This window comes from Pseudomonas sp. Pf153 (genome assembly GCF_001269775.1).
Classification (GTDB): domain Bacteria; phylum Pseudomonadota; class Gammaproteobacteria; order Pseudomonadales; family Pseudomonadaceae; genus Aquipseudomonas; species Aquipseudomonas uvaldensis.
The window spans coordinates 43,654-67,593 of sequence record NZ_LHVL01000025.1 but is presented as its reverse complement, the minus strand read 5'-3'; the positions used below and the strand labels follow the sequence as shown (position 1 = coordinate 67,593).

Here is a 23,940-nt window from a genome sequence, read left to right as displayed (position 1 = left end):
TGGTAGTGCAATCAATGGTGGGGCAGGGCTTGTTGTGGCAATGGTTTGTTCTAGCTTGTAGAGGCAGGTATAGCCGACGTCGGCGGAGGGCATCGATGGATCTTCGTACAAAAGGTTTCACGCTGATCGAGGTGCTGGTCGCCCTCGGCGTGTTGCTGGTCCTCATCACGATGGCGGTGCCTGCATTCACCGGCTCGATGCAGCGCACCAAGGCCGACACCGAGATCGGCGATCTGCGCCGGGCGCTGAATTTTGCCCGCATGACCGCGATCGACCGCGGCGCCACGATACGCATTCGCCCCACGATCCTTGGCAGCGCCTGGAGCAGCGAACTGACGGTATACGACAGCACGGGCACGCCAGCCAATGTATTGCGGGTTGTTCCAGCGATGAGCAGCGGTGCGACTCTGACGCTAACCTCAGAGGTAACCCGCATTGATTTCAACAACCTCGGAGGGTTGTCGGCATCGACCACGCCGGTGACCTTCAATTATGTGCGAGGGACACAGAGCAGGTCGCTGAGTGTTTGCCTCAACGGACGAATCGTATTGGGTGGAAGTTGCGGATGACGGATTGCAGTAAAAGGACACAGGAGGGCATGACGCTGATCGAGGTGTTGGTGGCGATGCTGATCCTCGGCGTGGGCTTGCTGGGGGCGGCAATGATCCAGCTCAATGCGCTCAAGTACACCGACAGTTCGCGCATGACCAGCCAGGCCAGTTTCATCGCTTATGACCTGCTGGACCGCATTCGCGCCAATTCCGGTGCGGACTACACCGTCACGCCACCCAGCTCGCCGAACCTCAACGTGGCGAGGGACCAGGATCTTTACGATTTCAAGACCAACATCATCGCCTTCGGCGGTGCCACGGCCACCGGCACCGTTGCACTGAACCAGCGGGTCTACACCATCACCATTTCCTGGGACGATGCGCGAGCCGCCAATACGAGCAATGCGGCCGAGGCGCGACGCAGCTTCGTGCTGACCAGCCGCGTTGCCGTCGACCCGGTGGCGACGCCATGAACAGACGCTGTCGGGGCTTCGGTCTGATTGAATTGATGATCGCGCTGGTGCTCAGCCTGGTCGTGGTGCTGGGTGTGGTGCAGATCTTCATCGCCGCGAAGAACACCTATATCAGTCAGGACGCCGCGGCGGTGATGCAGGAAGACGCTCGCTTCGCACTGAGCAAGATGCTTCAGGAGCTTCGCATGGTGGGCATGTTCGGCTGCCTGGGAAGCATCACCGATGCGTCCCAGGCAGGGGATTTCAATGCCAGCCAGGTCACGCCCATTCGCTGGGACAACGCCAACCTGAGGCTGACCCTGGTGACCGCGGATGTAGGCAGCAGTGGCGGTGTGCCGGCCTGGACCGTGGTGTCCGATTGCCGCACTTCGGCCACTGCCTACACCGGCGTGCGGGCGCCAGCGGCGGGGCAGATGGCGTTCCCGATAAGACGGTTGATCTACGGCTTCAGCAATAATCAGTTGTTGATGGGCTCCGGGCCCGGCAACCCGACCATGGCGGTGCTGGTGGATAACGTGCGGGCCTTCACCGTGACGTTCGGCGTGGCCAGCAGCGCTACGGACATTGCGGCATCGAGCTATAACAGCAATCCGTCCGACCCGGCACTGATCCGTAGCGTACGCCTGACTTTGACGCTCTTCGACCCCAGAAACGTGGTGCGCGATCAGACCTACAACGTGGTTGCCGCTTTGCGCAACCGGTTGTTGTGAGGGGCGACTCATGATGCTGACGTCCACTCGACACAACCAACGTGGCATGGCCTTGCTGGTGAGTCTCGTCTTTCTGCTGCTCCTGACGCTCATCGGCCTGTCGTCGATGCAGAGCGCCACCCTCCAGGAAAAGATGACCAGTAGCACCATGCTGCGTAACCAGTCGTTCCAGTTGGCCGAGGCGGCGTTGAGGATGGGCGAAAGCGCCGTGCAGGTGGAGACCTATTCATTGCCGGTTTGTACCACCGCGATCCAATGCGCGCCGCCGGCCGAGTCGGCGACCCTGACGGCGGCGGGGCGCAATTCCACCTCCGGGGTCAACTGGATTGCCGTTCCTGGCGGGTTCTATGGCGTGCAGAACATTGGCACCACGCTCACGGCGGTCAACGTGCCCAGCAATACGTCGGCGACCCTGTACCGGATCACGGCGGTGGCGGTGGTGGGCAATAACCAGCGCAGCGTTGTGGAGAGCGTCTATGCGAAATATTGAGGCTCTTCGTGGCTGGAGGCAGGCGCTGTGGGGCGTACTGCTCAGCCTTTATCTCACAGCTCCGGTCCATGCCTTCACGCCATCGGATTCGCCATTGCTGAGTGCAGCTGCGGTAACGCCGAACGTGATGCTGCTGATCGATGACTCGGGGAGTATGAACAACATCATCTGGGCGGCGGGGTTCGATCCAACGGCGGCGCAAACGCGCACGTATGCATGCAGCACCAGCAGCAATTGCAATGAAAGGTATGAGTTAGACCTGGACGACTCGAATATCCTGTTGCTGAGCCTGCTGCGTGGTGGCTGTTCGTCTGGCTGGTACGGTTTCTATCGCTCCGGCATTGGCCGGGTCTGTCTTCGACTTCCAGATCCCGTGGGCGGCGGTAATACCCGTTATACCGCCAGGTACCTGGCCTATCTCGTAACCTTGGCCAATGGTTCGAGCCGGGACTTCACCACAGGCGTGATCCCCTCCGACTATCGGATAAACGTGGCGCGTGACGTTTCCAACGATCTGGTCGCCAGCAACCGCGCCTTGCGCATTGGCCTGGCCACTTTCAATCCGCCCAATAGTGGGAACTCCGGCCCGGGGGGGTACATTGTCCGGGCCATCAGCGACCTATCGCCCGTCAGCGGCAGTGTCACCCAGACCCAGGCCAACTCCAACTACACAGCGCTGGTCAACGCCATCAATGGTTTGGGCGCTGTCGCGAACACGCCACTGGCCGAGAGTTACTACGAAGTCACCCGCTACTTCAGGGGCATGGCACCGTACTACAACGGCACCCCCAGCACCTACACCAGCCCGATCCAGTATCGGTGCCAAAAAAACTTCGGTGTGGTGATCACCGATGGCCTGCCCACGTTCGACCGGACCTTTCCCACTAACGACCCGCAGGCGACCTCGACGGGCGGTCCACGCTTGCCGAACTGGGATGGCATCGGCACCAACGATGGCGACAACCTCAGTGGCGATGCCGAGGGCGACACGCTTTACCTGGACGACATCGCCAAATTCGCCTTCGACATCGATATGCGCTCCACCGGCACCGATGCTACTGGCAAGAGTTGGAACTCGACGGACTTTCCCCGACAGTACCTCAACACCTACACCGTCGGTTTCGCTGTCAACAACCAGATGCTGTCCGATGCTGCCCGTTACGGTGCTGGCCGGTATTACCCGGCGAGCGACAGCGAAGGCCTGAACTCGGCTCTGTCATCGGCCCTGAGCGACATCACATCCAAGGCCGGATCAGGGGGCGGCGGCACCGCCAACAGCGCCACGCTCTCCAGCACATCCAGTTTCTACCAGACCACCTACGACCCCAAGGACTGGCACGGCACCATCCGGGCATTCGGCTTCAACTCGACAGGCACGGTCAACACGGCGGCGGTGCAGTGGACCACCAACACCACCATCGTACCCGGCGCCACGGCGCCGATTTACCAGTCATGGAACACCGCGACCAACGTGCCGGTAACGTTGGCCTACGCCAACTTTTCGCCCGCCCAGCAAGTCAGTCTCAGCCAGAACCTGCCTACGGGGATCACCGGCAACGATCTGGTGGAGTGGAGCAAGGGCACCAACAAAACCGGCCTGAAGGTGCGCAGCCTGTTGCTGGGAGACATCATCAACTCACCCCTGGTGCTGGCATCGCCCAATGACCAGACTGCCGCGGACCTGGTGAACGACACCAGTTACAGCACGTACCTGACAACCAAGGCCGCGAGCATGAACAGCAGCCTGGTGGTGAACGCCAACGACGGTTTCTTCAATGTCATCAACAGCGCCAATGGCACGCGACGCTACGCCTACATGCCGTCGAGCGTACTGCCATCGCTGCAGTCCATTGCCGACGTCAACTACATCAACGGAGTCAGCCACAAGTTCCTGGTGGACGGGCAGGTCGGGGTGTTCGATACGCAATCGGGCAGCGCCTGGAAGACCGTTGCCGTTGGGGGAACAGGGGCCGGGGGCAAATCATTCTTTGCCGTTCAGCTGTACGACGCGACGGCAGGCAACACGATCCGGGCGTTGTGGGAAATCAGCGCGCCGACCGTTGCCAACACGGCGCACACTTTCAATGACCTGGGCTACGCCTACGCGCGCCCCGAGGTAGCTCGTCTGGCGGATGGTCGCTGGGCCGCCTTCATTTCCAATGGCTACGGCAGCAACTCCGGCGTGGCGGCGTTGTACGTGGTGGATATCCGTGACGGATCGTTGATCAGGAAAATCGTCATCAACAGCAGCGAGACCGATAATGGCTTGTCCTCGGTCAAGCTTCGGGTCAACTCCCAGAACGTGGTCCAGGCGGCCTATGGTGGCGACTTGAAGGGACGGATGTGGAAGTTCGACCTCAGCGGCACCTCTCCGAACACCTGGGGCGTGGCATTTGCCGGCCAACCCTTGTTCACCGCGCCGGGCGGCGCGACCCAGCCGATCACCGTGCAGCCTTTGTTGGCGGACAACCCCCAGGGCGGGGTCCAGGTGTTCTTCGGCACCGGCAAGTTCAATGAAACAGCCGACAAGCTCAACAAGGACTTGCAAGCGTTCTATTCGATCTGGGATGCCGTCGGTGGCGCCGGGGCGATCACGGTGTCGAGTCTGCAGGCCCAGTCGATCACCGGCGTGTTTTCAGGCAGCACGGGGCAGTTCGTGACCACCAGCCAGACCGACGTGACTTACCCAGCGAAAAAAGGCTGGTACTTGCCTCTGGTGTACAACAATGCGTTGACCGGGGAGCGGGTCATCAACCCGGCCAACCTGGTGCTCGGGCGTGTGGTCTTCACCACCGCCGCGGTGGACACCACCGACCCCTGTGCCAGCTTCGGTACAGGCAAACTGATCGAAGTGGATGCTTTCAACGGTAAGATGCTCAACTATGCGGTGCTCGATACCAACGGGGACGGCACACTCAGCAGCCTCGATACGATCTCCGCCGGGGTGGTTTTCACCGGTGGTATCCCGACCCTGAGTGCAGTCGTCAGTGCCAACGGAGCCACCAACATGGTCGTGAACGATTCCGGAGGCGGTATTACCGACCTGCTGGGGAAAGCCGTTGGCGGCAGCCGTCGCATCATGTGGCGGCAAATACAGTAAGAGGTAGGTATGCGCAAATCCAACCGGGGTTTTACCTTGATTGAAATCATGATCGTGATCGCCATCATTGGTATCGTGATCACCGTCGGCTACCCGAGCCTGACCGAGTACATGAAAAAAGGCCGACGTACCGAAATAGCCAGTCTGCTATCGGAGCAGGCTCAGATCCTCGAGCGCTACTACTCGAAGAACAACGTGTACACCAATGCCACCGGGCTGAGCAGTGGCAATGATTTCTACACCATTACACAGACGCTGGCGGACCAGAGCTTTACCTTGACCGCCGTGCGCAAAAGCGGTTCGTCCATGGCTACGGACAAGTGTGGCGATTTCACGATCAACAACACGGGGGCGCGAAGCATGCTCAATGCCGCTGCCGGCTTGACCGCCAAGGATTGCTGGGGTCGCTGAGTTTTTCATTCGGGCGCCGTTTGCGCCCCTGTCTTATGAGTCGAATCAGAACATGACCAGGCAACAGCAAGTGGTGATTGTCGGCGGCGGAGTCATCGGCCTGCTGACGGCGTTCAATCTGGCCTCGGAAGGCCAACGCGTGGTTCTGCTGGACCGTTCCAGTGTTGGCCAGGAGTCGTCCTGGGCCGGTGGCGGTATTGTGTCGCCGCTCTACCCCTGGCGCTATAGCCCGGCTGTCACGGCACTGGCGCATTGGTCGCAGGATTTTTATCCACAGCTGGGGCAGCGTCTGCTCGCGGCCACCGGGGTCGACCCGCAAGTGCATGTTACCGGTCTGTATTGGCTGGACCTGGACGATCAGGACGAAGCGCTGGCCTGGGCCAGGCGGGAAGGGCGTCCGTTGAAGGCTGTGGATATCTCTGCTGTCCATGATGCCGTGCCGGTGCTGGGGGCGGGGTTTTCCCGAGCGATCTACATGGCCGACGTTGCCAACGTGCGCAACCCCCGGTTGGTGAAGTCCCTCAAGGCTGCCTTGCTGGCGCTGCCCAATGTCACGCTTCATGAGCACTGTGAGGTCGGCGGGTTCATCCGCGACGGTGAGCGGGTTGTCGGGGTAGAGAGTTCGACCGGACCGATTCGTGGCGATCAAGTGGTACTGGCCGCAGGCGCCTGGAGCGGTGAGTTGCTCAAGACGTTAGGGCTGAAGTTGCCGGTCGAGCCGGTCAAGGGTCAGATGATCCTGTACAAGTGCGCGTCGGATTTCCTGTCGAGCATGGTCCTGGCCAAGGGCCGTTATGCGATTCCGCGTCGCGACGGACATATTCTGGTGGGCAGCACCCTGGAGCGCGAAGGTTTTGACAAGACGCCGACCGATAACGCGCTGCAAAGCCTGAAGGCTTCTGCGCAGCAGTTGATCCCGGCCCTGGCCGATGCTGAGGTGGTTGGGCATTGGGCGGGGTTGCGACCCGGTTCGCCGGAGGGTATCCCGTATATCGGTGAAGTGCCGGGCGTTGCGGGTCTGTGGCTCAACTGCGGACATTTCCGCAATGGGTTGGTGCTGGCGCCGGCGTCGTGTCAGTTGTTTGCTGATTTGATGTTGGGGCGTGAGCCGGTGATCGATCCTGCGCCGTATGCGCCTGCCGGGCGGTTGTAGGCTCTGATCTGGGTGTCCTCTGGGCTGTTTTTCTGGGGGCAGTTCACTCTGTGGGAGCAAAGCTTGCTGGCGATGGCAGTGTCCGGAATTCTGTTAAACGGGTGTATATCCATTGCTGCGGTAGCGGCTGCCTACGGTTCTGCTTTTACAGCGGGTCACTTTTGGCAAACGCCCGGAATGCCGGCCCAGCCAAAAGTAACCAAAAAGGCTCGCCCCAGCGTACGGCCCCTCGCCAAGGCTCGGGGTTCCTTCGCTCCGGCATTCATCAGGGGGGCATCGGCTCCGGTCCGCTGCGCTTGACCTCCACTCGATGGGTTCGACTGCGTCGAACGGCGCTGCGCGCCATCCCCCTGATGAATGCCTGCGCTCAGCCTTCCGAAGGGGCGGAAGATCAAAAGCCGCGGCGCGACTTATAGCTCGACACGGCTCTCAAAGGTATACACAGAGCCATTGTGGGAGCGAGCTTGCTCGCGATGACGGTCTGACAGCCACCACCGATTGGTAGGAATGTGAGCCCTGCCATTGGTCATGCTGACTCTGACACCTCTCAATCCAACCCCAACTTCTTCAACCGATACCGCATCGACCGAAACGACAGTTTCAACCGCTGCGCCGCCGCTGTGCGGTTCCAGCGGGTTTCTTCCAGGGCCTGGAGGATGAGCTTGCGCTCGACGTCTTCCAGGTAGTCTTCCAGGTTGTCGACCCGTGTCAGGTCGGGGCTGGCGACTTCGGTGGGGCTGGTGCCTTCGGACAGGCGCAGGTCGCCGGCTTCGATCTGTTGGTGTTCGCAGAGCGTATAGGCGCGTTCGAGCATGTTTTCCAGCTCTCGCACATTGCCGGGGAAGCGATAGTTCTTAAGGGCTGCCACGGCATGGGGGTGAAGCTTGGCGGGGGGATTGCCAGTGTTGACGGCCAGGCGCTGGAGCATGTGGTTGGCCAGTGGTTCGATGTCTTCGCGGCGTTCGCGAAGGGGCGGGACGCGCAGTTCGATAACGTTCAGGCGGTAATAAAGGTCCTGGCGGAAGCGTCCGGCGGCAACTTCGGCGCCCAGGTCTTTGTGAGTCGCGCAGAGGATTCGTACATCCACCACTTCCTCCTGCTGGCCGCCAACGGCGCGCACGGCCTTTTCCTGAATCGCTCGCAACAGTTTGACTTGCATCGCCAGGGGCAGGTCGGCCACTTCATCAAGGAACAGCGTCCCGCCGTGAGCGGCCTGGAACAGGCCGGGCTTGTCCTCGATGGCGCCGCTGAAACTGCCCTTTCGGTGGCCGAAAAACTCGCTTTCCATCAGTTCCGTCGGAATCGCCCCACAGTTGACCGGTACGAATCCCTGGTTGGAGCGAGGACCCTGTTCATGGATCAGCCGCGCCACCAGTTCCTTGCCGCACCCCGATTCCCCGCTGATATACACCGGTGCCTGGCTACGAGCGAGTTTCTCGATCTGTTTGCGCACATTGCGCATCGGTGGAGAATCGCCCAGCAGGCAACGCTCGATGGTGGTGGTCGGGACGGCGACCGACGGTAAGCGCAGGGCACTGCTGACCAGTTCCCGCAGCCGCCCCAGGTCGACCGGCTTGGTCAGAAAATCAAAAGCCCCGGCCTTCAGGGCGTCGATAGCGGTTTCCAGACTGCCGTAGGCGGTAATCATCGCCACGGGCAGTTGGGGAAAACGTTGCTGGATGTGTTGCACCAGCTCCAGGCCGGTGCCGTCGGGCAGGCGCATGTCGGTCAGGCACAGATCGAACGCTTCGCCGGCCAGCAGGGCCTGGGCTTCGGCAAGGTTCTTGGCGCTGCGGGTGTCGAGTTTCATCCGTCCCAGGGTGATGTCCAGGAGTTCGCGGATGTCCGGCTCGTCGTCGACGATCAGGATTCGTTGCCGTGAGCGTGTATTCAAATCTGTTTCCGTCCGTGAGCAAAGGTGATGCGAAAGCAGCCGCCGCCTTGGCGTGGTTTGAAGTCTAGGCGGGCCTGGTTGCTTTCGCACAGCTCACGGGACAGATAGAGACCAAGGCCGGTGCCCTGGCTGCTGGTGGTGAAAAAAGGCTCGAACAGGTGTGCCTGCTGGTCCGGTGTCACGCCGGGGCCGTTGTCGATGATGTCCAGCGTGGGCAGATGGCTGTGGGGATCGATGAAGAGCTTCAGCCAGGCCTCGGCTTGCTCATGGACCTGCGCACTGTGGCGCCAGGCGTTGCGCAGGAGGTTGTCCAACACTTGGGTCAACTGATCGGGGTCCATGAGCGTGGCGTAGTCGCCCGGATCGATGCTCAGGTGCAACTGCTGGTGCCCGGTCGCGTTTTCGCGGGCCTGCCGGACGAATTGGCCGAGCCAGGCTCGCAGGTCCAGGCGCTGGGGAGTGGTTTGCTGGCGGCGGGACAGCTGCAGGACATTTTCAATGACGCGGTTCATTCGTTGGGAGTGATCTTGAATAATCTGCGTCAGACGCCGATCCGCGTCGTTCAGTTCCTCGGATTCGCGCAGCAATTGTGCCGCGTGGCTGATCGCCCCCAAGGGGTTGCGGATTTCATGGGCGATACCGGCTGTAAGACGTCCCAGGGAGGCGAGTTTAAGCTGCTGCGCGTGTTGGGCCACTTGGGCCAGGTCTTCGAGAAAGACCAGGATCTGGTGCTGTTCATTGTGCCCCAGGGCGATGAAGCTCGGTTGCAGGGTCAGGCCCGTGCCGGCGATGGTCAGGCTTGGTGGACGCAGGCTGGGGTTGTTCTGCCACAAGGTCAGGCACTCGACCAGATCGCTGGAGTAATCATCGATCGGCTGGCCGACCAGGTCGTGCATGCCCAGCAGGTTCAGTGCGCTTTCGTTGGCCAACTGCACCCGTCGCTGCCGGTCGAGGACCAGGATCCCGGTGCGCATGCGCTGCAGGATCAACGCGTTGAGCGCTTCGAGTCCGATCACCTCGCTGGCCCGCTGTTCGGCCAGTGTTTCGCTGGCCTCCAGGCGCCGGGTCAGGCCCTGCACCAACAGGGCGGCGGCAAAGCACAAGGCCCCAAGGGTGCCGGCCTGCAGATAGCTGCTGGGTCGGTTCGAGTCGCTGAGACCCAGGAAAAAGGTCGAGCTGACGATGCCGAGGGTGGCGACGGCCGCGATCAACAGGCCGATTCGGTCTCGCAGCAGGGTGTTGCCGATGGCCACCGAGACGATGAGCAGGTTGCCGATGGCGCTAGGGGCACCGCCCGCGGCGAAGAACAGCCACGACAGCAGCAATACGTCGGTCAGAGCCAGGCCGAACAGCCGTGCTGGGCGGCGGGTATTTTCCAGAAACACCACCAGCAGGATGTTGAGTACCAGGTACAACCAGCTACCGCTTCGTAGCAGGTCGTCGTTGGCGTACTCCAGCAGACGGTAGTCCATGTTGCTGGAGATCAACAGTACGAGGGTGATGCCGATGCTCAGGCGGTACAGGTGATACAGGCGCAGCAGGCGCTGCGTCTGCTTGACGCGAGGGCTCGAAGCCTCAGCGATCACGAGGGCCCGGGCCTTGCTCGAGGTGAGCCTGGCTGCAATACCACTGTTGCTCGAGCGCCAGCGCCCGGTCACGGGGAAGGTGTACGCCGCAGTGGGCGCAACGAACCATGGGCGGTGCGTCTTGCTCCCGGGGGGCGTCCGGTGCGGAGGAGGCGGCCTTTAATTTGCGCCAGAACCATATCGCGGCGGCAATCAAGGCGATCCAGAACAGTAAACGAAGCATGATGGGCGGCTTTTCGGCTGATGATGCGGCAGTTTAGCCAAGGACCGGAACGGCGCACAGCGCAATAAAAGGCAGGCATGAAAAAGGGAGACCGCCGGGTCTCCCTTTGGATGCATGCCTTGGCTTCAGTCGAACAGGCCAAAGGTCATGTAACTGAACCAGGAGCGGTCGCCGGACTCCTGCTCGGGCGCTTCCTCCTCGATCACATCGCCATTCTCGTCCTTGGGCTTGAGTTCGTTCGGGATGGCTTCCTTGGCGTCCTGGAACTGGCGCTGCACGTCCTGGTTGGCGCGGGTTTCGCCCGGCGGCAGAGGTGGACGGGATTCGATCAGGCCCAGGGTCGCCTTGCTCAGCCACGACCGGTTGTCGGCTTCGTCGACCCGTGGGGTGAACTGGCCATCGACCAGGGAGGGGTGATCGGGGTAGTTCAGCTTGAGGGTCTCCAGGCTGGAGGCCGCCAGGTCGTCCAGGTGCAGGCGCTGGTAGGCTTCGGTCATCACCGCCAGGCCGTCGCCGACCGATGGGGTTTCCTGGAAGTTTTCCACCACGTAGCGGCCACGGTTGGCGGCGGCGACATAGGCCTGACGGGTCAGGTAGTAGTCGGCCACGTGGATTTCGTAGGAGGCCAGCAGGTTGCGCAGGTAGATCATGCGCTGCTTGGCATCCGGCGAGTAGCGGCTGTTGGGGAAGCGGCTGGTCAGCTGGGCGAACTCGTTGTAGGAGTCGCGCGCGGCGCCCGGGTCACGCTTGGTCATGTCCAGCGGCAGGAAGCGCGCCAGCAGGCCGACGTCCTGGTCGAAGGAGGTCAGGCCCTTGAGGTAGTAAGCGTAATCGACGTTCGGGTGCTGCGGGTGCAGACGAATGAAGCGCTCGGCGGCGGATTTCGCAGCTTCCGGCTCGGCGTTCTTGTAATTGGCGTAAATCAGCTCCAGCTGGGCCTGATCGGCGTAGCGACCGAACGGATACCGCGACTCCAGGGCCTTGAGCTTGGCGGTGGCGCTGGTGTAGCTGTTGTTGTCCAGGTCGTTCTGCGCCTGTTGGTACAGTTCGACTTCGCTCAGGTTTTCGTCTACGACTTCCTTCGACGAGCAAGCAGCAGTCAATGCGAGGATGGCGATCAGCAGCAGGTGTTTCACTTGCATGGCGGCTTGCGTCCCTATGACGGCCGCTGTCTTGGGCGGGGCCGTCCTGTTATGATGAGCGCCCCGTTGAAAAGCCTCGGGGCAAAAGACGCCGTATTTAACCACAAGCGCGCAGCCGAAACCAAAGGCTGTGCCGACGCCCAGTCCGAGCATGTCCGATAAAATAGAACTTCGCGCAGAGGTGCCGTCCGAATTGGGCGGCCAACGCCTCGATCAAGTCGCCGCCCAACTCTTTGCCGAGCATTCGCGCTCGCGCCTTTCCGCCTGGATCAAGGACGGCCGCCTGACAGTGGATGGGGCGGTCGTGCGCCCGCGCGACATCGTCCATGGCGGCGCCGTCCTCGAACTGACCGCCGAGCAGGAGGCCCAGGGTGAATGGGTCGCGCAGGACATTGCCCTGGACATCGTCTATGAAGACGACGATATCCTGGTGATCAACAAGCCGGCGGGCCTGGTGGTGCACCCGGCGGCGGGCCATGCCGATGGCACCCTGCTCAATGCCTTGCTGCATCACGTACCGGACATCATCAATGTCCCGCGCGCCGGCATCGTTCATCGTCTGGACAAGGACACCACCGGCCTCATGGTGGTGGCCAAGACCATCCAGGCGCAGACACAGCTGGTCGCGCAGCTGCAAAGTCGCAGCGTCAGTCGTATCTATGAATGCATCGTGATCGGCGTGGTCACCGCGGGTGGCAAGATCAATGCCCCCATCGGTCGTCATGGCCAGCAACGCCAGCGCATGGCGGTGATGGAAGGCGGCAAGCCGGCGGTCAGCCATTATCGCGTGCTGGAACGCTTCCGCTCCCACACCCATGTGCGGGTCAAGCTGGAAACCGGTCGTACCCACCAGATCCGCGTGCACATGGCCCACATCAATTTCCCGCTGGTGGGCGACCCAGCCTATGGCGGTCGTTTCCGCATCCCGCCGGCGGCCAGCGTGACGATGGTTGAATCCCTGAAGAATTTCCCGCGCCAGGCGCTGCATGCACGCTTCCTGGAGCTGGACCATCCGACCACCGGCAAGCGCATGAGCTGGGAGTCGCCGCTGCCGGATGACTTCGTCTGGCTGCTGACGCTGCTCAAGCAGGATCGCGAGGCGTTCGTCGGATGAGTGACTGGCTGATACCCGACTGGCCTGCGCCGACCCGGGTAAAGGCCTGCGTCACTACCCGCGGAGGCGGCGTCAGTCTGGCGCCGTTCGACAGCCTCAACCTTGGCAACCATGTGGACGACGACCCGTTGGCTGTTGCCGAGAACCGTCGCCGTCTCACCGACCGATTCGCCATTCGCCCGGCCTGGTTGCAGCAGGTTCATGGAATCAATGTGGTCGAGGCTGATCCGGCGCAGATGCTTATCGCTGATGCCAGTTGGACCGCTACGCCGGGTATCGCCTGCACAGCGATGACTGCGGACTGCCTGCCCGTGCTCTTCTGCAGCCGTGCCGGCACCCGCGTCGCGGCGGCCCATGCTGGCTGGCGCGGGCTGGCGAACGGCGTACTGGAAGCCACGCTCGATAGCCTTGAAGTTTCTCCGGGTGAAGTGCTGGCCTGGCTCGGTCCGGCCATTGGCCCGCAAGCCTTCGAGGTCGGGCCCGAGGTGCGAGAAGTTTTCACCGCCGCACTGCCCGAGGCCGCAAAAGCCTTCGTACCCAGTCCCAATGCCGGCAAGTTCCTGGCTGATATCTATGAGCTGGCACGTCTGCGGCTGAAAGCTCGGGGCGTCACGGCGGTCTACGGCGGCGGGCTGTGCACCGTGAACGACCCGCGTTTCTTTTCCTACCGTCGCAATCCGCGCACCGGTCGCTTCGCCTCCCTGGTCTGGATCGACGCTAGACTCTGCTGATCTACATCAATAGCGCGTTGCTTGAAACTTCCAGAATCGACCACATCTATAACGGTATCTGGCAGGTTTCTTCATTCAGGATGGTTTTCAGGTCCGGCCTGCTTTAAAGGAAGGTGACCCTATGCGTATTGACCGTTTAACCAGCAAACTGCAATTGGCCTTGTCCGACGCCCAGTCATTGGCTGTCGGCATGGACCATCCCGGTATCGAACCGGCGCATCTGATGCAGGCCATGCTCGAACAACAGGGCGGTTCCATCAAGCCGCTGCTGATGCAGGTGGGCTTTGACGTCAACAGCCTGCGCAAAGAGCTGGCGAAAGAACTCGACCACTTGCCCAAGATCCAGAACCCCACCGGCGACGTGAATATGTCCCAGGATCTGGCGCGGCTGCTCAACCAGGCCGACCGTCTGGCCCAACAGAAGGGCGATCAGTTCATTTCCAGCGAACTGGTGCTGCTCGCCGCCATGGACGAGAACAGCAAGCTCGGCAAATTGTTGCTTGGCCAGGGTGTGAGCAAGAAAGCCCTGGAAAATGCCATCAACAACCTGCGTGGCGGCGAAGCGGTAAACGACGCCAACCACGAGGAGTCCCGACAGGCGCTGGACAAATACACCGTCGATCTGACCAAGCGCGCCGAGGAGGGCAAGCTTGACCCGGTCATCGGCCGCGACGACGAAATCCGCCGTACGGTCCAGGTGTTGCAGCGTCGCACCAAGAACAACCCGGTGCTGATCGGTGAACCCGGCGTCGGCAAGACCGCCATCGCCGAAGGCCTCGCCCAGCGCATCATCAACGGCGAGGTGCCGGACGGCCTCAAGGGCAAGCGCCTGTTGTCCCTGGACATGGGGGCGCTGATTGCCGGTGCCAAGTACCGTGGCGAGTTCGAAGAACGGCTCAAGGCCCTGCTCAACGAGCTGTCCAAGCAGGAAGGGCAGATCATCCTGTTCATCGACGAACTGCACACCATGGTCGGTGCCGGCAAGGGCGAAGGTTCGATGGATGCCGGCAACATGCTCAAGCCCGCGCTGGCCCGTGGTGAGTTGCATTGCGTCGGCGCGACCACCCTCAACGAGTACCGCCAATACATCGAGAAGGACGCGGCCCTTGAACGTCGCTTCCAGAAAGTGCTGGTGGACGAGCCGAGCGAGGAAGACACCATTGCCATCCTGCGCGGCCTGAAGGAGCGCTATGAGGTGCACCACAAGGTGGCGATCACCGATGGCGCGATTATCGCGGCGGCCAAGCTCAGCCATCGTTACATCACCGACCGCCAGTTGCCGGACAAGGCCATCGACCTGATCGATGAGGCGGCCAGCCGTATCCGCATGGAGATCGACTCCAAGCCGGAGGTGCTGGATCGCTTGGAGCGGCGCCTGATTCAGCTCAAGGTCGAATCCCAGGCCTTGAAGAAAGAAAGCGACGAAGCGGCGAAGAAGCGTCTGGAGAAACTGCAGGAAGAGATCGTCCGTCACGAGCGCGAATATTCCGATCTGGAGGAAGTCTGGAACTCGGAAAAAGCCGAAGTCCAGGGTTCTGCGCAGATTCAGCAGAAGATCGAGCAATCGCGCCAGGAATTGGAGGCGGCTCGTCGTAAAGGCGACCTCAACCGCATGGCCGAGCTGCAGTACGGGGTGATCCCGGACCTGGAGCGCAGCCTGCAAATGGTCGATCAGCACGGCAAGAGTGAAAACCAGTTGCTGCGCAGCAAGGTGACCGAGGAAGAAATTGCCGAAGTGGTGTCCAAGTGGACGGGCATTCCGGTGTCGAAAATGCTCGAAGGCGAGCGCGACAAACTGCTGAAGATGGAAACCCTGCTGCACCAGCGTGTGATCGGTCAGGAAGAAGCCGTCGTGGCCGTGTCCAATGCCGTGCGTCGGTCCCGTGCGGGGCTTTCGGACCCTAACCGTCCAAGCGGTTCGTTCATGTTCCTCGGCCCGACCGGTGTCGGTAAAACCGAATTGTGCAAAGCGCTGGCCGAATTCCTCTTCGACACCGAAGAAGCCATGGTGCGCATCGACATGTCCGAGTTCATGGAGAAGCATTCCGTGGCGCGGCTGATCGGTGCCCCACCGGGCTACGTCGGTTATGAAGAGGGCGGCTACCTGACTGAGGCCGTGCGGCGTAAACCGTACTCGGTGATCCTGCTCGATGAGGTCGAGAAGGCGCATCCGGATGTATTCAACATCCTGTTGCAGGTGCTGGAAGACGGGCGCCTGACCGACAGTCACGGGCGTACGGTTGACTTCCGCAATACCGTGATTGTGATGACCTCCAACCTGGGCTCGGCCCAGATCCAGGAGCTGGTGGGGGATCGCGAGGCGCAGCGTGCCGCGGTGATGGACGCGATCTCCACGCACTTCCGCCCGGAATTCATCAACCGGGTCGACGAAGTGGTGATCTTCGAACCGCTGGCCCGTGATCAGATCGCCGGTATCACCGAAATCCAGTTGGGCCGTCTGCGCAGCCGCCTCACCGAGCGCGAGCTGAAGTTGCAATTGAGCGACGAAGCCTTGGACAAGCTGATTGCCGTGGGTTACGACCCGGTGTATGGCGCAAGACCGCTCAAGCGTGCGATTCAGCGCTGGATCGAGAACCCGTTGGCTCAGTTGATATTGTCCGGGCGCTTCATGCCCGGTGAAACCGTGACTGGCACAGTGGAGAACGACGAAATCGTCTTCAACTGACAGCTTGCACGTGCTTTGATCGAATGGCCTCGCATTGCGAGGCCATTTTTTTCATCAGGCCGTTGAACTCAAAGGAAAAGGCTTGTAAAGTGCGCCCCGCAGTCAGTCACCCACGGGTTACTTCTCATCGGGAAGGAATCCAAAACAAGTTGCAAATCATTGTCTTGAAAGCAATTTAGGGGGTTGACAGCGGTTTTGAAGATTGTAGAATAGCGCGCCTCAGACACACGAACGCAGCGATGCAGACGAGTAGAAGAGGTTGAAGCGAGATTCGACAGGCTTCAATGTTGCAACTTGAAATATCAGTTCCGTGATAGCTCAGTCGGTAGAGCAAATGACTGTTAATCATTGGGTCCCAGGTTCGAGTCCTGGTCACGGAGCCATTTCAATCGGGGTATAGCGCAGTCCGGTAGCGCGCCTGCTTTGGGAGCAGGATGTCAGGAGTTCGAATCCCCTTACCCCGACCATATTTGGGTCGTTAGCTCAGTTGGTAGAGCAGTTGGCTTTTAACCAATTGGTCGTAGGTTCGAATCCTACACGACCCACCATTTTTGAAACCAGTTCGCTGGAATCGAATCTCAAGATCAGAGGCCAAAAGCGCTGATCGAGGAAGGCGACTTGCGAAGGTCGCCTTTTTTTTACCGGGGTATAGCGCAGTCCGGTAGCGCGCCTGCTTTGGGAGCAGGATGTCAGGAGTTCGAATCCCCTTACCCCGACCATATAGAAAATCCCCGTATCGAAAGATACGGGGATTTTTTTTGCCTGTGAAAAAGCGCAATGCTTCAAGTTGTCGTACAACCAGCCGATAAACCGCCGACAGGGATTCGACCCCACTTCACGCCAACAATAAAAAAGGCATTCCACTATGTTTCTTCGTCAGATGAATATCGCCCGCCGTGCCGCGTTGGGTTTTGCCTTGATCGCCCTGTTGGTGGCGCTGCTCGGGGTGTTTGCGTTGGGGCAGATGTCGAGCATCCGCGACAGTGAGGTCGCGGTTGAAACCCAGTGGTTGCCGAGCATTCGCGGCGGTGACGAGATACGTGAATTGATGCTGCGCATTCGCACCATTTCCCTGCGCATGGCCCTTGACCAGGATCCGAAGAACACTTCGGTCTACCGGGGACAAATGGACACCCGCGACAAGGAGCTGAGCGAAAAGATCGCCAGTTACGAACGGCTCGTCGTGACGCCTGAAGGCAAAGCGCTCTATGACCAGTTCAAGCAGACGTTTGCCGCCTACCGTGCGGGCATCGCGCAATCCTTCACCCTCGCCGAGCAGGGGCGTCGGGATGAACTGATCAAGCTGCTGCTGGTGGACATGAAGACCGTCGTGGACGGTTCCGGCAAGCAGCTCAACGATCTGGCGGAGCTGTTCTCCAAACAAGTCTCCATCGAGAGCCAGAAGTCCCAGGAGCACTACGCCAATTCCCGCATGATCGTCACCCTGTTCATTGTGCTGGCTGCGCTGGCGACGGTGGCCTTGGCGATGCTGCTGACGCGCAGCATCGTCAAGCCCTTGGGCGAGGCACTGAATGCCGCAGAGAGCGTGGCCAAAGGGGACCTGACCCGGCCGATCGAAACCCATGGCAACGATGAGGTGAGCCGCTTGCTCAAGGCGCTGGCGACCATGCAACAAAACCTGCGTGATACGTTGCAAAGCATCAGTGGCTCGGCGACGCAGCTGGCAACGGCGGCCGATGAGCTGAACGTGGTCACCCTCGACAGTACTCAGAGCCTGCAACAGCAGAACAACGAAATCGAACAGGCCGCCACCGCTGTCACCGAAATGACCACTGCTGTCGAAGAGGTGGCGCGCAACGCGGTGTCCACTTCCGATGCCACGCGCCAGTCCAGCGAATCGGCGTCCCTTGGGCAGCAGCGGGTCAGCGACACGGTCGACGCGATTGGCGCCCTCGCCAACGATGTCGAAGTGACCGGTGGCCTGGTGCAGTCCCTGGCGAACCAGTCGCAGGATATCGGCAAGGTCCTGGACGTGATCCGGGCCATCGCCGAGCAGACCAACCTGCTCGCGCTCAACGCGGCCATTGAGGCCGCACGGGCTGGCGAAAGCGGTCGCGGTTTTGCGGTGGTGGCGGACGAAGTCCGGGCGTTGGCTTATCGCACGCAGCAATCGACCCAGGAAATCGAGCAGATGGTTCAGGGCATGCGCACCGGTGCCACCCAGGCCCTGGACTCCATGCAGGCCAGCTCCTCTCGCGCAGCCAGCACCCTGGCGATGGCGGAACGGGCAGGGGAGGCGTTGCAGACCATCACGGCGTCGGTCAATGAGATTCACGAGCGCAACCTGGTGATCGCCAGTGCCGCGGAAGAACAGGCACAGGTGGCCCGCGAAGTGGATCGCAATCTGGTGAATATTCGTGATCTGTCCGTGCGCTCGGCCACGGGCGCTGACCAGACCAGTGCCTCCAGCCATGAGCTGTCGCAACTGGCGAACTCGCTGCGCACAATGGTGCAGCGGTTTCAGGTGTGATTGATGGCAGGCTCGGGTAGTGATTCTGGTCGAGCCTGGATGTTGACTGTACCGCCGTCATCGCGAGCAGGCTCGCTCCCACAGGGATTGCATTCCACTGTGGGAGCGGGCTTGCTCACTAAAGCGGCGTGTAAGGCTCAGTGCAACTTGAGCCGAGGCTCGGTCCCGCGCCCGATCTTGCTGCCCAGCATCAGCATGGCCGTGCGAAACATGCCGTACAGCGCCATCTGGTGCATGCGGTACAGCGACACGTAGAACATCCGCGCCAGCCAGCCTTCGAGCATTACGCTGCCGGTGAGGTTGCCCATCAGGTTACCCACCGCCGAAAACCGTGACAGGGAAATCAACGAACCGTAATCGGTGTACTTGTAGTGCGGCAGCGCCTTGCCTTCGATCCGCAGTTTCAGAGACTTGGCCAGCAGTGAGGCCTGTTGGTGCGCAGCCTGGGCACGGGGCGGTACGTTGCGGTCGGAGTCCGGTTGCGGGCAGGCCGCGCAATCGCCGAAGGCGAAGATGTTCTCGTCGCGGGTGGTCTGTAGGGTCGGCAGTACCAATAGCTGATTGATCCGGTTGGTTTCCAGTCCGTCGATGTCCTTGAGAAATTCCGGGGCGCGAATCCCGGCGGCCCAGACTTTCAGGCTCGCGTCGATCACGTTGCCATCGACAGTGATCAGGCTGTCGGCGGTGACCCGGCCGACGGCGGCATTGGTCATCACGTTGACCCCCAGTTTTTCCAGGGTCTTGTGCACCGGGCCGCCGATGCGCTCGGGCAATGCCGGTAGCACCCTTGGCCCGGCCTCGATCAGGGTGATGTGCATGTTTTCCGGCTTGATCCGGTCCAGGCCATAGGCCGCCAGCTCATGGGCCGCATTGTGCAGCTCGGCCGCCAGTTCGACGCCGGTGGCCCCGGCACCGACGATGGCAACGCTGATCCGCTCCTCGGTGTTTGTCTGGCCGGCGTGGGCGCGCAGGTAATGGTTGAGTAACTGCTGGTGGAAGCGTTCGGCCTGCTTGCGGGTATCGAGGAACAGGCAGTGCTGCGCCGCGCCCTCGGTGCCGAAGTCATTGGTGGTGCTGCCGACTGCAATCACCAGAGTGTCGTAGCTCAATTCCCGGGCCGGCAACAGTTCCAGGCCAGCCTCGTCATACGTGGCGGCCAGTTGGATGCGCTTGCGTTCCCGGTCCAGGGCGCTCATGCGTCCAAGCTGAAACTCGAAGTGGTTCCATTTCGCCTGGGCGACGTAATTGAGTTCGTCTTCGGAGGAGTTGAGAGAGCCGGCGGCCACTTCGTGCAGCAGCGGTTTCCAGATGTGGGTCAGGTTCGCGTCGACCAGCATCACGCTGGCCGTGCCGCGCTTGCCCAGGGTCTTACCCAGGCGGGTAGCCAACTCCAGGCCGCCGGCGCCGCCGCCAACGATAACGATACGGTGAGTCATGGGGATATCTCGCAAGGCTAAAGGAAATCGGTGCCGTTACCCTCGCGAGCATAGGTGTCGTGCCTCACAACACTGTTGTGAGGCACGATACCTGCTCAAAGCGTCAGGTAACTGATCAGTCGGCTCAACAGACCCAGGCCGATGGTCACGGCCAATACCACCACCAGGAGCAACCACGGCCGGAAAGGCCGGCGCTCGACTCGGTGCTGGGACAGTTGCAGGTACTCTTCGACATGCTTCTGGTCTTCGGGGTTCAGGCGGCTCGTCATAAAGGCCTCGTCAGGTAGACGTTACGAAGTGTACAGACGTTACAGGCAATGTATCCGGGCATGAGACTTCACAAGCTGATCCCGACATCGAACACGATGCTGCGACCCAGGTTGCCTCGCAGGAAATCCGGCGCGTCGGGATGGGCGAACAGCACCCGGGCGAAGGTCGGCCCCACCAGCGACAGCGAGCGCCAGCCCTGGCGCAGGTATTCGGTTGGGGGCGGGAAGTGGCTGTTGAGGTCCAGCACTTCACGCTTGAGACTGGCAAACGCGATGATGTCCAGCTCCCCCAGGTCCATGCCCCGCTCTGTGTAGTTGTGGGCTTTCTTGCGCAAGGTCGGCGCCAGTCTCAACAGGAACTCGTTGGCCGGGATCCGCCTGGGCTTGGCCTCGCGGCGTACCAATTGGCTGAGGGAAAAGGCACTGCGGCGGCGTTGCAGTTCGTCGCGCCATTCATCATTGAGGCGACGACCTTCGTCGAGGACGAAAAACACCTCGAAGTTCGCATCACGGAACAATACGTCCGGCGGCTCCCCCGCGGGGGTGAACTCATCGGCGCGATAGGGCACGTTCAGCCCCTGCAACAGCCGCTGGCAGACCCAACGCTCACGCTCCCATTTGCGGGCATTGGAGAGAAAGGCGTTGGCTTGCTCGGCCGCGATGGTCAGCAGGCGTAAGTAATCGGAATCATCCATGAGCCCAAGCTTAGCGTTCAATTGCGACAAGCTGAAAGCGTTGCGTTGATTAATGGAGGGGAGGTGGGGTGTAGACTGCCGGATTGAACCCTCAAGTGACGCGAGGGCAGGCGAAAGGTGTAGTCCATGATCGGAGCTGAACTGCTCTCACCACAGACACTGGCGGTTGGCTGGCTGATTTATGTGCCGATGCTCGCCTGGGCGGTGTGGCGGGCGCCCTGGGTCGAGCTGTTCACCGACAGCCGTCGTCAGCACCTGCTGTTCGGCACGGTGCTGTCGCTGTTCATGTTATGGCTGGTGCGACGGGATTTCGAGACCGGCGTCTCGTATCACTTCATCGGCATGACGGCGGTAACGCTGTTGCTGGACTGGCCGCTGGCAATCCTCGGCGGGCTTTCTGCACAGCTTGGGCTGGTGCTGCTGGGGCGCCAGGACATGGCGGCGATGGGTGTCAACGGTGTGTTGCTGGTCCTGTTACCGGTATTGGTCACCGAGTGCTGTGCGATCCTGGTGGAGCGTGCCCAGCCGCGTAATCTGTTCGTGTACATCTTTTGTTCGGGGTTTCTTGCCGCTGCTCTGTCGGCGTTGCTGTGCCTGCTGCTGGGGCTCGGCTTGCTGTGGTACGACGGGGTATTCGCCATGCCGTACTGGTTGGGCGATTTCGTCGGCTACCTCTGGCTGATCATTTTTCCCGAGGCCTTCATCAACGGCATGGTGGTCAGCGCCCTGGTGGTATTCAGTCCCGAATGGCTCGAGACGTTCAACCGCACGCGCTATCTGTCGGCGCCCTGGAAGGATGACGATAAGCCTTGATTCACATCAAGGCCGGGCAGGCAGTGGCGCTTCATGCTCTGGAAAATTTCCAGGAGCACAGCCATGAGTGTTTATGAGTGGGCGAGACAAGAGATCAGGCGCAGTCACGACGCGGCGATGGAAATCGGCTTCGATCCAGGCTTGAGCCTGCGTGCCTTGCTCAGTGCAATCGTGCAACAGAGCAAGACAGTGCGCAGCGTTGAAGACCTGGCCGATGAGTTGAGTTTCCTGGCGGAGAACCTCGACGATGAACAGGATTACGGTTTTATGCGGCCTTAGTGGTGCGAGCGAGGATTGAAGTCCTCGCTGAACAGCTCATCCTCGGCATCCGGGCTGACCGGGATTTTGTGCTCTTCCGATGCCCAGGCGCCCAGGTCGATCAGTTTGCAGCGATCGGAACAGAATGGCCGGAATTTGCTCTCCGGGCTCCATTCCACAGGTGCGCCGCAGGTTGGGCAATTGACGATTGGGGTCTGGCTCATGACTGGCCTCCACGCAAGGTAAGGTAAAAGTGATGCAGGCGTTCGACCTCGGCGTGCAGCCACGCGAGGTCGCGGTCGTTGACCACCACGTCGTCTGCATGGCTCAGGCGATCCTGACGGGTAGACTGCGCCTTGAGGATGGCCTGGACCTGCTGTTCGCTGGTCTGGTCGCGCTGCAAGGTGCGTTCGATCTGCAGCTGTTCCGGGGCATCGATCACCAGGATCCGCTGGGTCATGGCGTATTGTCCCGACTCGATCAGCAGCGGCGATACCAGAATCGCATACGGCGATTGTGCCAAGGCCAAGTGGTGCGCGATCTCATCGGCTATCAACGGGTGCAGCAAGGCTTCGAGCCAGCGCCGTTCTTCGGCATTTTCAAAGATCAGTGTGCGCAGCGCCCCACGGTCGAGGGCGCCGCCGGTCTGCAACACGCCGGGGCCGAAATGCCTCGTGATTTCCGCCAGCGCCGGGCGCCCTGGTTCGACGACCCAGCGTGCTGCGTGATCGGCGTCGACGACGTGTACACCCAAGTCGATGAAGTGCTGCGCCGCCGCGCTTTTGCCACTGCCGATGCCGCCGGTCAGGCCGAGGATCCAGGGTTTTTCCAAAGAGGTGTTCATTAAAAACCGACAGACTGCCAATAAAAGTCCGTTATTTGACCACCCCAGAGCAAGGCAATCCAGCCGGCAATCGCCAGATAAGGTCCGAAGGGGATCTGAGTCGATGTCGGCGCATCCCGCATGCGCAGCATGACAATGCCGACGACGGCACCCACCAGGGAAGACAATAACAGCGTCAGAGGCAGGATTTGCCAGCCGCCCCAGGCCCCCAGCATCGCCAGCAGCTTGAAATCGCCATAGCCCATGCCTTCCTTGCCGGTGATCAGCTTGAATACCCAGAACACCGACCACAGCGCCAGGTAACCGGCCACCGCGCCCCACATCGCCTCGTTCAACGAAACGAATACACCGAAGCTGTTGACGATCAGGCCCAGCCACAACAACGGCAGTACCAGCGTGTCGGGCAGTAATTGATGCTCGGCATCGATCAGGCTCATGCCCAGCAGGCCCCAGGTCAGGACCATCACCATCGCGGCCTGCCAGCCGAAGCCGAAATGCCAGGCGACAAACGCCGACAATGCGCCGCAGGCCAGTTCGGTCAATGGGTAACGCTTGCCAATGGGGGTTGCACAGCTGGAACAACGCCCGCGCAGCGCCACGTAGCTCAGCAGCGGAATATTTTCCCAGGCTCGAATGCGGTGTCCGCAATGGGGGCATTGGGAGTGAGGCAACACCAGGTTGTAGGCCGGGCCGGGCGTTTCGGCGGGCAGGCCGAGCAAGTCGTGGGCTTGCAGCCGCCACTCGCGGCTGAGCATCTTGGGCAGGCGCCACACCAGGACGTTGAGAAAGCTGCCGACAATCAGCCCGAGCAGTAGCGCCGCCAGCACGAAGGCCAAGGGATACAGCACGAAGAATTCGGTCAGGGGCATG

General features: G+C 61.1%; 23 protein-coding genes, 4 tRNA genes and 1 pseudogene. 18 read left to right on the top strand and 10 right to left on the bottom strand.

Going from position 1 to position 23,940, the window contains the following annotated elements; genetic code table 11:
* Window positions 1-95: 95 nt before the first annotated feature.
* The 7 genes from AD666_RS15705 to thiO are packed head-to-tail and all read left to right on the top strand — an operon-like array spanning window position 96 to window position 6,888.
* Entirely contained in the window at window positions 96-569 is a 474-nt protein-coding gene (locus AD666_RS15705; RefSeq protein WP_053153600.1) for a GspH/FimT family protein, read from the top strand.
* Window positions 566-1,024, top strand: a complete 459-nt coding sequence (gene pilV / locus AD666_RS15700; protein ID WP_053153599.1) for a type IV pilus modification protein PilV — start codon at window positions 566-568, stop codon at window positions 1,022-1,024. The genes AD666_RS15705 and pilV overlap by 4 nt, the downstream gene beginning before the upstream one ends.
* Window positions 1,021-1,734 carry a PilW family protein gene (locus tag AD666_RS15695; RefSeq protein ID WP_053153596.1) on the top strand — a complete coding sequence of 238 codons (714 nt, stop codon included), beginning with the start codon at window positions 1,021-1,023 and terminating at the stop codon, window positions 1,732-1,734. Before pilV ends, AD666_RS15695 begins: the two co-directional genes overlap by 4 nt.
* Before the next feature lie 10 nt (window positions 1,735-1,744).
* Window positions 1,745-2,224: a PilX N-terminal domain-containing pilus assembly protein gene (locus AD666_RS15690; protein ID WP_053153593.1), complete on the top strand. Its 480-nt coding sequence runs from the start codon at window positions 1,745-1,747 to the stop codon at window positions 2,222-2,224.
* Complete coding sequence (locus AD666_RS15685) at window positions 2,211-5,324, top strand: pilus assembly protein (protein ID WP_053153590.1); 3,114 nt, start codon at window positions 2,211-2,213, stop codon at window positions 5,322-5,324. The genes AD666_RS15690 and AD666_RS15685 overlap by 14 nt, the downstream gene beginning before the upstream one ends.
* Before the next feature lie 9 nt (window positions 5,325-5,333).
* Entirely contained in the window at window positions 5,334-5,735 is a 402-nt protein-coding gene (locus AD666_RS15680; protein ID WP_053153587.1) for a type IV pilin protein, read from the top strand.
* Between the two features lie 52 nt (window positions 5,736-5,787).
* Window positions 5,788-6,888: a glycine oxidase ThiO gene (gene thiO, locus AD666_RS15675; protein ID WP_053153584.1), complete on the top strand. Its 1,101-nt coding sequence runs from the start codon at window positions 5,788-5,790 to the stop codon at window positions 6,886-6,888.
* Window positions 6,889-7,435: 547 nt separating this feature from the next.
* On the opposite strand, the gene AD666_RS15670 is transcribed toward thiO, so the two are convergent.
* From AD666_RS15670 to AD666_RS15660, 4 genes are all read right to left on the bottom strand, one after another.
* Complete coding sequence (locus AD666_RS15670) at window positions 7,436-8,782, bottom strand: sigma-54 dependent transcriptional regulator (RefSeq protein WP_053153581.1); 1,347 nt, start codon at window positions 8,780-8,782, stop codon at window positions 7,436-7,438.
* The gene (locus tag AD666_RS15665; RefSeq protein ID WP_053155332.1) at window positions 8,779-10,368 is read right to left on the bottom strand and encodes a nitrogen regulation protein NR(II); all 1,590 of its coding nucleotides are present in this window, start codon (window positions 10,366-10,368) and stop codon (window positions 8,779-8,781) included. The genes AD666_RS15670 and AD666_RS15665 overlap by 4 nt, the downstream gene beginning before the upstream one ends.
* Complete coding sequence (locus tag AD666_RS26110) at window positions 10,358-10,591, bottom strand: PP0621 family protein (protein ID WP_082339798.1); 234 nt, start codon at window positions 10,589-10,591, stop codon at window positions 10,358-10,360. The genes AD666_RS15665 and AD666_RS26110 overlap by 11 nt, the downstream gene beginning before the upstream one ends.
* A gap of 125 nt (window positions 10,592-10,716) precedes the next feature.
* Window positions 10,717-11,733, bottom strand: coding sequence for an outer membrane protein assembly factor BamD (locus AD666_RS15660; RefSeq protein ID WP_053153578.1), 1,017 nt, complete (start codon window positions 11,731-11,733; stop codon window positions 10,717-10,719).
* Window positions 11,734-11,884: 151 nt separating this feature from the next.
* Here AD666_RS15660 and rluD point away from each other — a divergent pair, with 151 nt between their 5' ends.
* From rluD to AD666_RS27025, 9 genes and pseudogenes are all read left to right on the top strand, one after another.
* Window positions 11,885-12,847 (top strand): 23S rRNA pseudouridine(1911/1915/1917) synthase RluD, encoded by a 963-nt coding sequence (rluD, locus tag AD666_RS15655; protein ID WP_053153575.1) that lies wholly within the window; start codon window positions 11,885-11,887, stop codon window positions 12,845-12,847.
* Window positions 12,844-13,578 (top strand): peptidoglycan editing factor PgeF, encoded by a 735-nt coding sequence (pgeF, locus tag AD666_RS15650; protein WP_053153572.1) that lies wholly within the window; start codon window positions 12,844-12,846, stop codon window positions 13,576-13,578. Before rluD ends, pgeF begins: the two co-directional genes overlap by 4 nt.
* 121 nt (window positions 13,579-13,699) lie before the next feature.
* Window positions 13,700-16,264, top strand: a complete 2,565-nt coding sequence (gene clpB, locus AD666_RS15645) for an ATP-dependent chaperone ClpB (protein ID WP_053153569.1) — start codon at window positions 13,700-13,702, stop codon at window positions 16,262-16,264.
* Window positions 16,265-16,571: 307 nt separating this feature from the next.
* A tRNA-Asn gene (locus AD666_RS15640) sits at window positions 16,572-16,647 on the top strand.
* Window positions 16,648-16,654: 7 nt separating this feature from the next.
* Window positions 16,655-16,731 (top strand) — tRNA-Pro (locus tag AD666_RS15635).
* Window positions 16,732-16,736: 5 nt separating this feature from the next.
* Window positions 16,737-16,812, top strand: a tRNA-Lys gene (locus tag AD666_RS15630).
* A 94-nt stretch (window positions 16,813-16,906) separates the two neighbouring features.
* Window positions 16,907-16,983: transfer RNA gene (locus AD666_RS15625), tRNA-Pro, on the top strand.
* A 146-nt stretch (window positions 16,984-17,129) separates the two neighbouring features.
* A pseudogene (locus AD666_RS27030) lies at window positions 17,130-17,900 on the top strand (MCP four helix bundle domain-containing protein); the annotation flags it as partial.
* A complete protein-coding gene (locus AD666_RS27025; protein ID WP_371259600.1) occupies window positions 17,892-18,755 on the top strand; it encodes a methyl-accepting chemotaxis protein in 864 nt (287 codons plus the stop codon). The pseudogene AD666_RS27030 and the gene AD666_RS27025, both read left to right, overlap by 9 nt.
* Before the next feature lie 137 nt (window positions 18,756-18,892).
* Here the strand turns inward: AD666_RS27025 and AD666_RS15615 are convergent, their stop codons facing one another.
* From AD666_RS15615 to AD666_RS15605, 3 genes are all read right to left on the bottom strand, one after another.
* Entirely contained in the window at window positions 18,893-20,191 is a 1,299-nt protein-coding gene (locus AD666_RS15615) for an NAD(P)/FAD-dependent oxidoreductase (protein WP_053153563.1), read from the bottom strand.
* Between the two features lie 95 nt (window positions 20,192-20,286).
* Window positions 20,287-20,460 carry a DUF3094 family protein gene (locus tag AD666_RS15610; protein WP_053153560.1) on the bottom strand — a complete coding sequence of 58 codons (174 nt, stop codon included), beginning with the start codon at window positions 20,458-20,460 and terminating at the stop codon, window positions 20,287-20,289.
* A gap of 68 nt (window positions 20,461-20,528) precedes the next feature.
* Window positions 20,529-21,155 (bottom strand): DUF1780 domain-containing protein, encoded by a 627-nt coding sequence (locus AD666_RS15605; protein ID WP_024779575.1) that lies wholly within the window; start codon window positions 21,153-21,155, stop codon window positions 20,529-20,531.
* Window positions 21,156-21,281: 126 nt separating this feature from the next.
* Between AD666_RS15605 and AD666_RS15600 the strand changes: the two genes are divergently transcribed.
* Both AD666_RS15600 and AD666_RS15595 read left to right on the top strand, forming a co-directional pair.
* Window positions 21,282-21,968: an energy-coupling factor ABC transporter permease gene (locus tag AD666_RS15600; RefSeq protein WP_053153557.1), complete on the top strand. Its 687-nt coding sequence runs from the start codon at window positions 21,282-21,284 to the stop codon at window positions 21,966-21,968.
* A 63-nt stretch (window positions 21,969-22,031) separates the two neighbouring features.
* Entirely contained in the window at window positions 22,032-22,247 is a 216-nt protein-coding gene (locus tag AD666_RS15595; RefSeq protein WP_003185533.1) for a hypothetical protein, read from the top strand.
* On the opposite strand, the gene yacG is transcribed toward AD666_RS15595, so the two are convergent.
* The 3 genes from yacG to AD666_RS15580 are packed head-to-tail and all read right to left on the bottom strand — an operon-like array spanning window position 22,244 to window position 23,939.
* Window positions 22,244-22,450, bottom strand: coding sequence for a DNA gyrase inhibitor YacG (gene yacG, locus AD666_RS15590; protein WP_053153554.1), 207 nt, complete (start codon window positions 22,448-22,450; stop codon window positions 22,244-22,246). The two genes, AD666_RS15595 and yacG, sit on opposite strands and share 4 nt — an antisense overlap.
* Window positions 22,447-23,070: a dephospho-CoA kinase gene (gene coaE / locus AD666_RS15585; RefSeq protein ID WP_053153551.1), complete on the bottom strand. Its 624-nt coding sequence runs from the start codon at window positions 23,068-23,070 to the stop codon at window positions 22,447-22,449. Before coaE ends, yacG begins: the two co-directional genes overlap by 4 nt.
* Window positions 23,070-23,939 carry an A24 family peptidase gene (locus AD666_RS15580; RefSeq protein ID WP_053153549.1) on the bottom strand — a complete coding sequence of 290 codons (870 nt, stop codon included), beginning with the start codon at window positions 23,937-23,939 and terminating at the stop codon, window positions 23,070-23,072. Before AD666_RS15580 ends, coaE begins: the two co-directional genes overlap by 1 nt.
* Window position 23,940 lies beyond the last annotated feature (1 nt).

What these genes read in the sequence shown, in the direction of transcription:
- coaE (WP_053153551.1), bottom strand. Translation starts at nt 23,070, where the DNA reads ATGAACACCTCTTTGGAAAAACCCTGGATCCTCGGCCTGACCGGCGGC.
- AD666_RS15690 (WP_053153593.1), top strand. Translation starts at nt 1,745, where the DNA reads ATGATGCTGACGTCCACTCGACACAACCAACGTGGCATGGCCTTGCTG.
- AD666_RS15660 (WP_053153578.1), bottom strand. Translation starts at nt 11,733, where the DNA reads ATGCAAGTGAAACACCTGCTGCTGATCGCCATCCTCGCATTGACTGCT.
- pgeF (WP_053153572.1), top strand. Translation starts at nt 12,844, where the DNA reads ATGAGTGACTGGCTGATACCCGACTGGCCTGCGCCGACCCGGGTAAAG.
- AD666_RS15610 (WP_053153560.1), bottom strand. Translation starts at nt 20,460, where the DNA reads ATGACGAGCCGCCTGAACCCCGAAGACCAGAAGCATGTCGAAGAGTAC.
- AD666_RS15605 (WP_024779575.1), bottom strand. Translation starts at nt 21,155, where the DNA reads ATGGATGATTCCGATTACTTACGCCTGCTGACCATCGCGGCCGAGCAA.
- clpB (WP_053153569.1), top strand. Translation starts at nt 13,700, where the DNA reads ATGCGTATTGACCGTTTAACCAGCAAACTGCAATTGGCCTTGTCCGAC.
- AD666_RS15580 (WP_053153549.1), bottom strand. Translation starts at nt 23,939, where the DNA reads ATGCCCCTGACCGAATTCTTCGTGCTGTATCCCTTGGCCTTCGTGCTG.
- yacG (WP_053153554.1), bottom strand. Translation starts at nt 22,450, where the DNA reads ATGAGCCAGACCCCAATCGTCAATTGCCCAACCTGCGGCGCACCTGTG.
- AD666_RS15685 (WP_053153590.1), top strand. Translation starts at nt 2,211, where the DNA reads ATGCGAAATATTGAGGCTCTTCGTGGCTGGAGGCAGGCGCTGTGGGGC.
- AD666_RS15595 (WP_003185533.1), top strand. Translation starts at nt 22,032, where the DNA reads ATGAGTGTTTATGAGTGGGCGAGACAAGAGATCAGGCGCAGTCACGAC.
- AD666_RS26110 (WP_082339798.1), bottom strand. Translation starts at nt 10,591, where the DNA reads ATGCTTCGTTTACTGTTCTGGATCGCCTTGATTGCCGCCGCGATATGG.
- AD666_RS15695 (WP_053153596.1), top strand. Translation starts at nt 1,021, where the DNA reads ATGAACAGACGCTGTCGGGGCTTCGGTCTGATTGAATTGATGATCGCG.
- AD666_RS15705 (WP_053153600.1), top strand. Translation starts at nt 96, where the DNA reads ATGGATCTTCGTACAAAAGGTTTCACGCTGATCGAGGTGCTGGTCGCC.
- AD666_RS15600 (WP_053153557.1), top strand. Translation starts at nt 21,282, where the DNA reads ATGATCGGAGCTGAACTGCTCTCACCACAGACACTGGCGGTTGGCTGG.
- AD666_RS27025 (WP_371259600.1), top strand. Translation starts at nt 17,892, where the DNA reads ATGCAACAAAACCTGCGTGATACGTTGCAAAGCATCAGTGGCTCGGCG.
- pilV (WP_053153599.1), top strand. Translation starts at nt 566, where the DNA reads ATGACGGATTGCAGTAAAAGGACACAGGAGGGCATGACGCTGATCGAG.
- AD666_RS15680 (WP_053153587.1), top strand. Translation starts at nt 5,334, where the DNA reads ATGCGCAAATCCAACCGGGGTTTTACCTTGATTGAAATCATGATCGTG.
- thiO (WP_053153584.1), top strand. Translation starts at nt 5,788, where the DNA reads ATGACCAGGCAACAGCAAGTGGTGATTGTCGGCGGCGGAGTCATCGGC.
- rluD (WP_053153575.1), top strand. Translation starts at nt 11,885, where the DNA reads ATGTCCGATAAAATAGAACTTCGCGCAGAGGTGCCGTCCGAATTGGGC.
- AD666_RS15615 (WP_053153563.1), bottom strand. Translation starts at nt 20,191, where the DNA reads ATGACTCACCGTATCGTTATCGTTGGCGGCGGCGCCGGCGGCCTGGAG.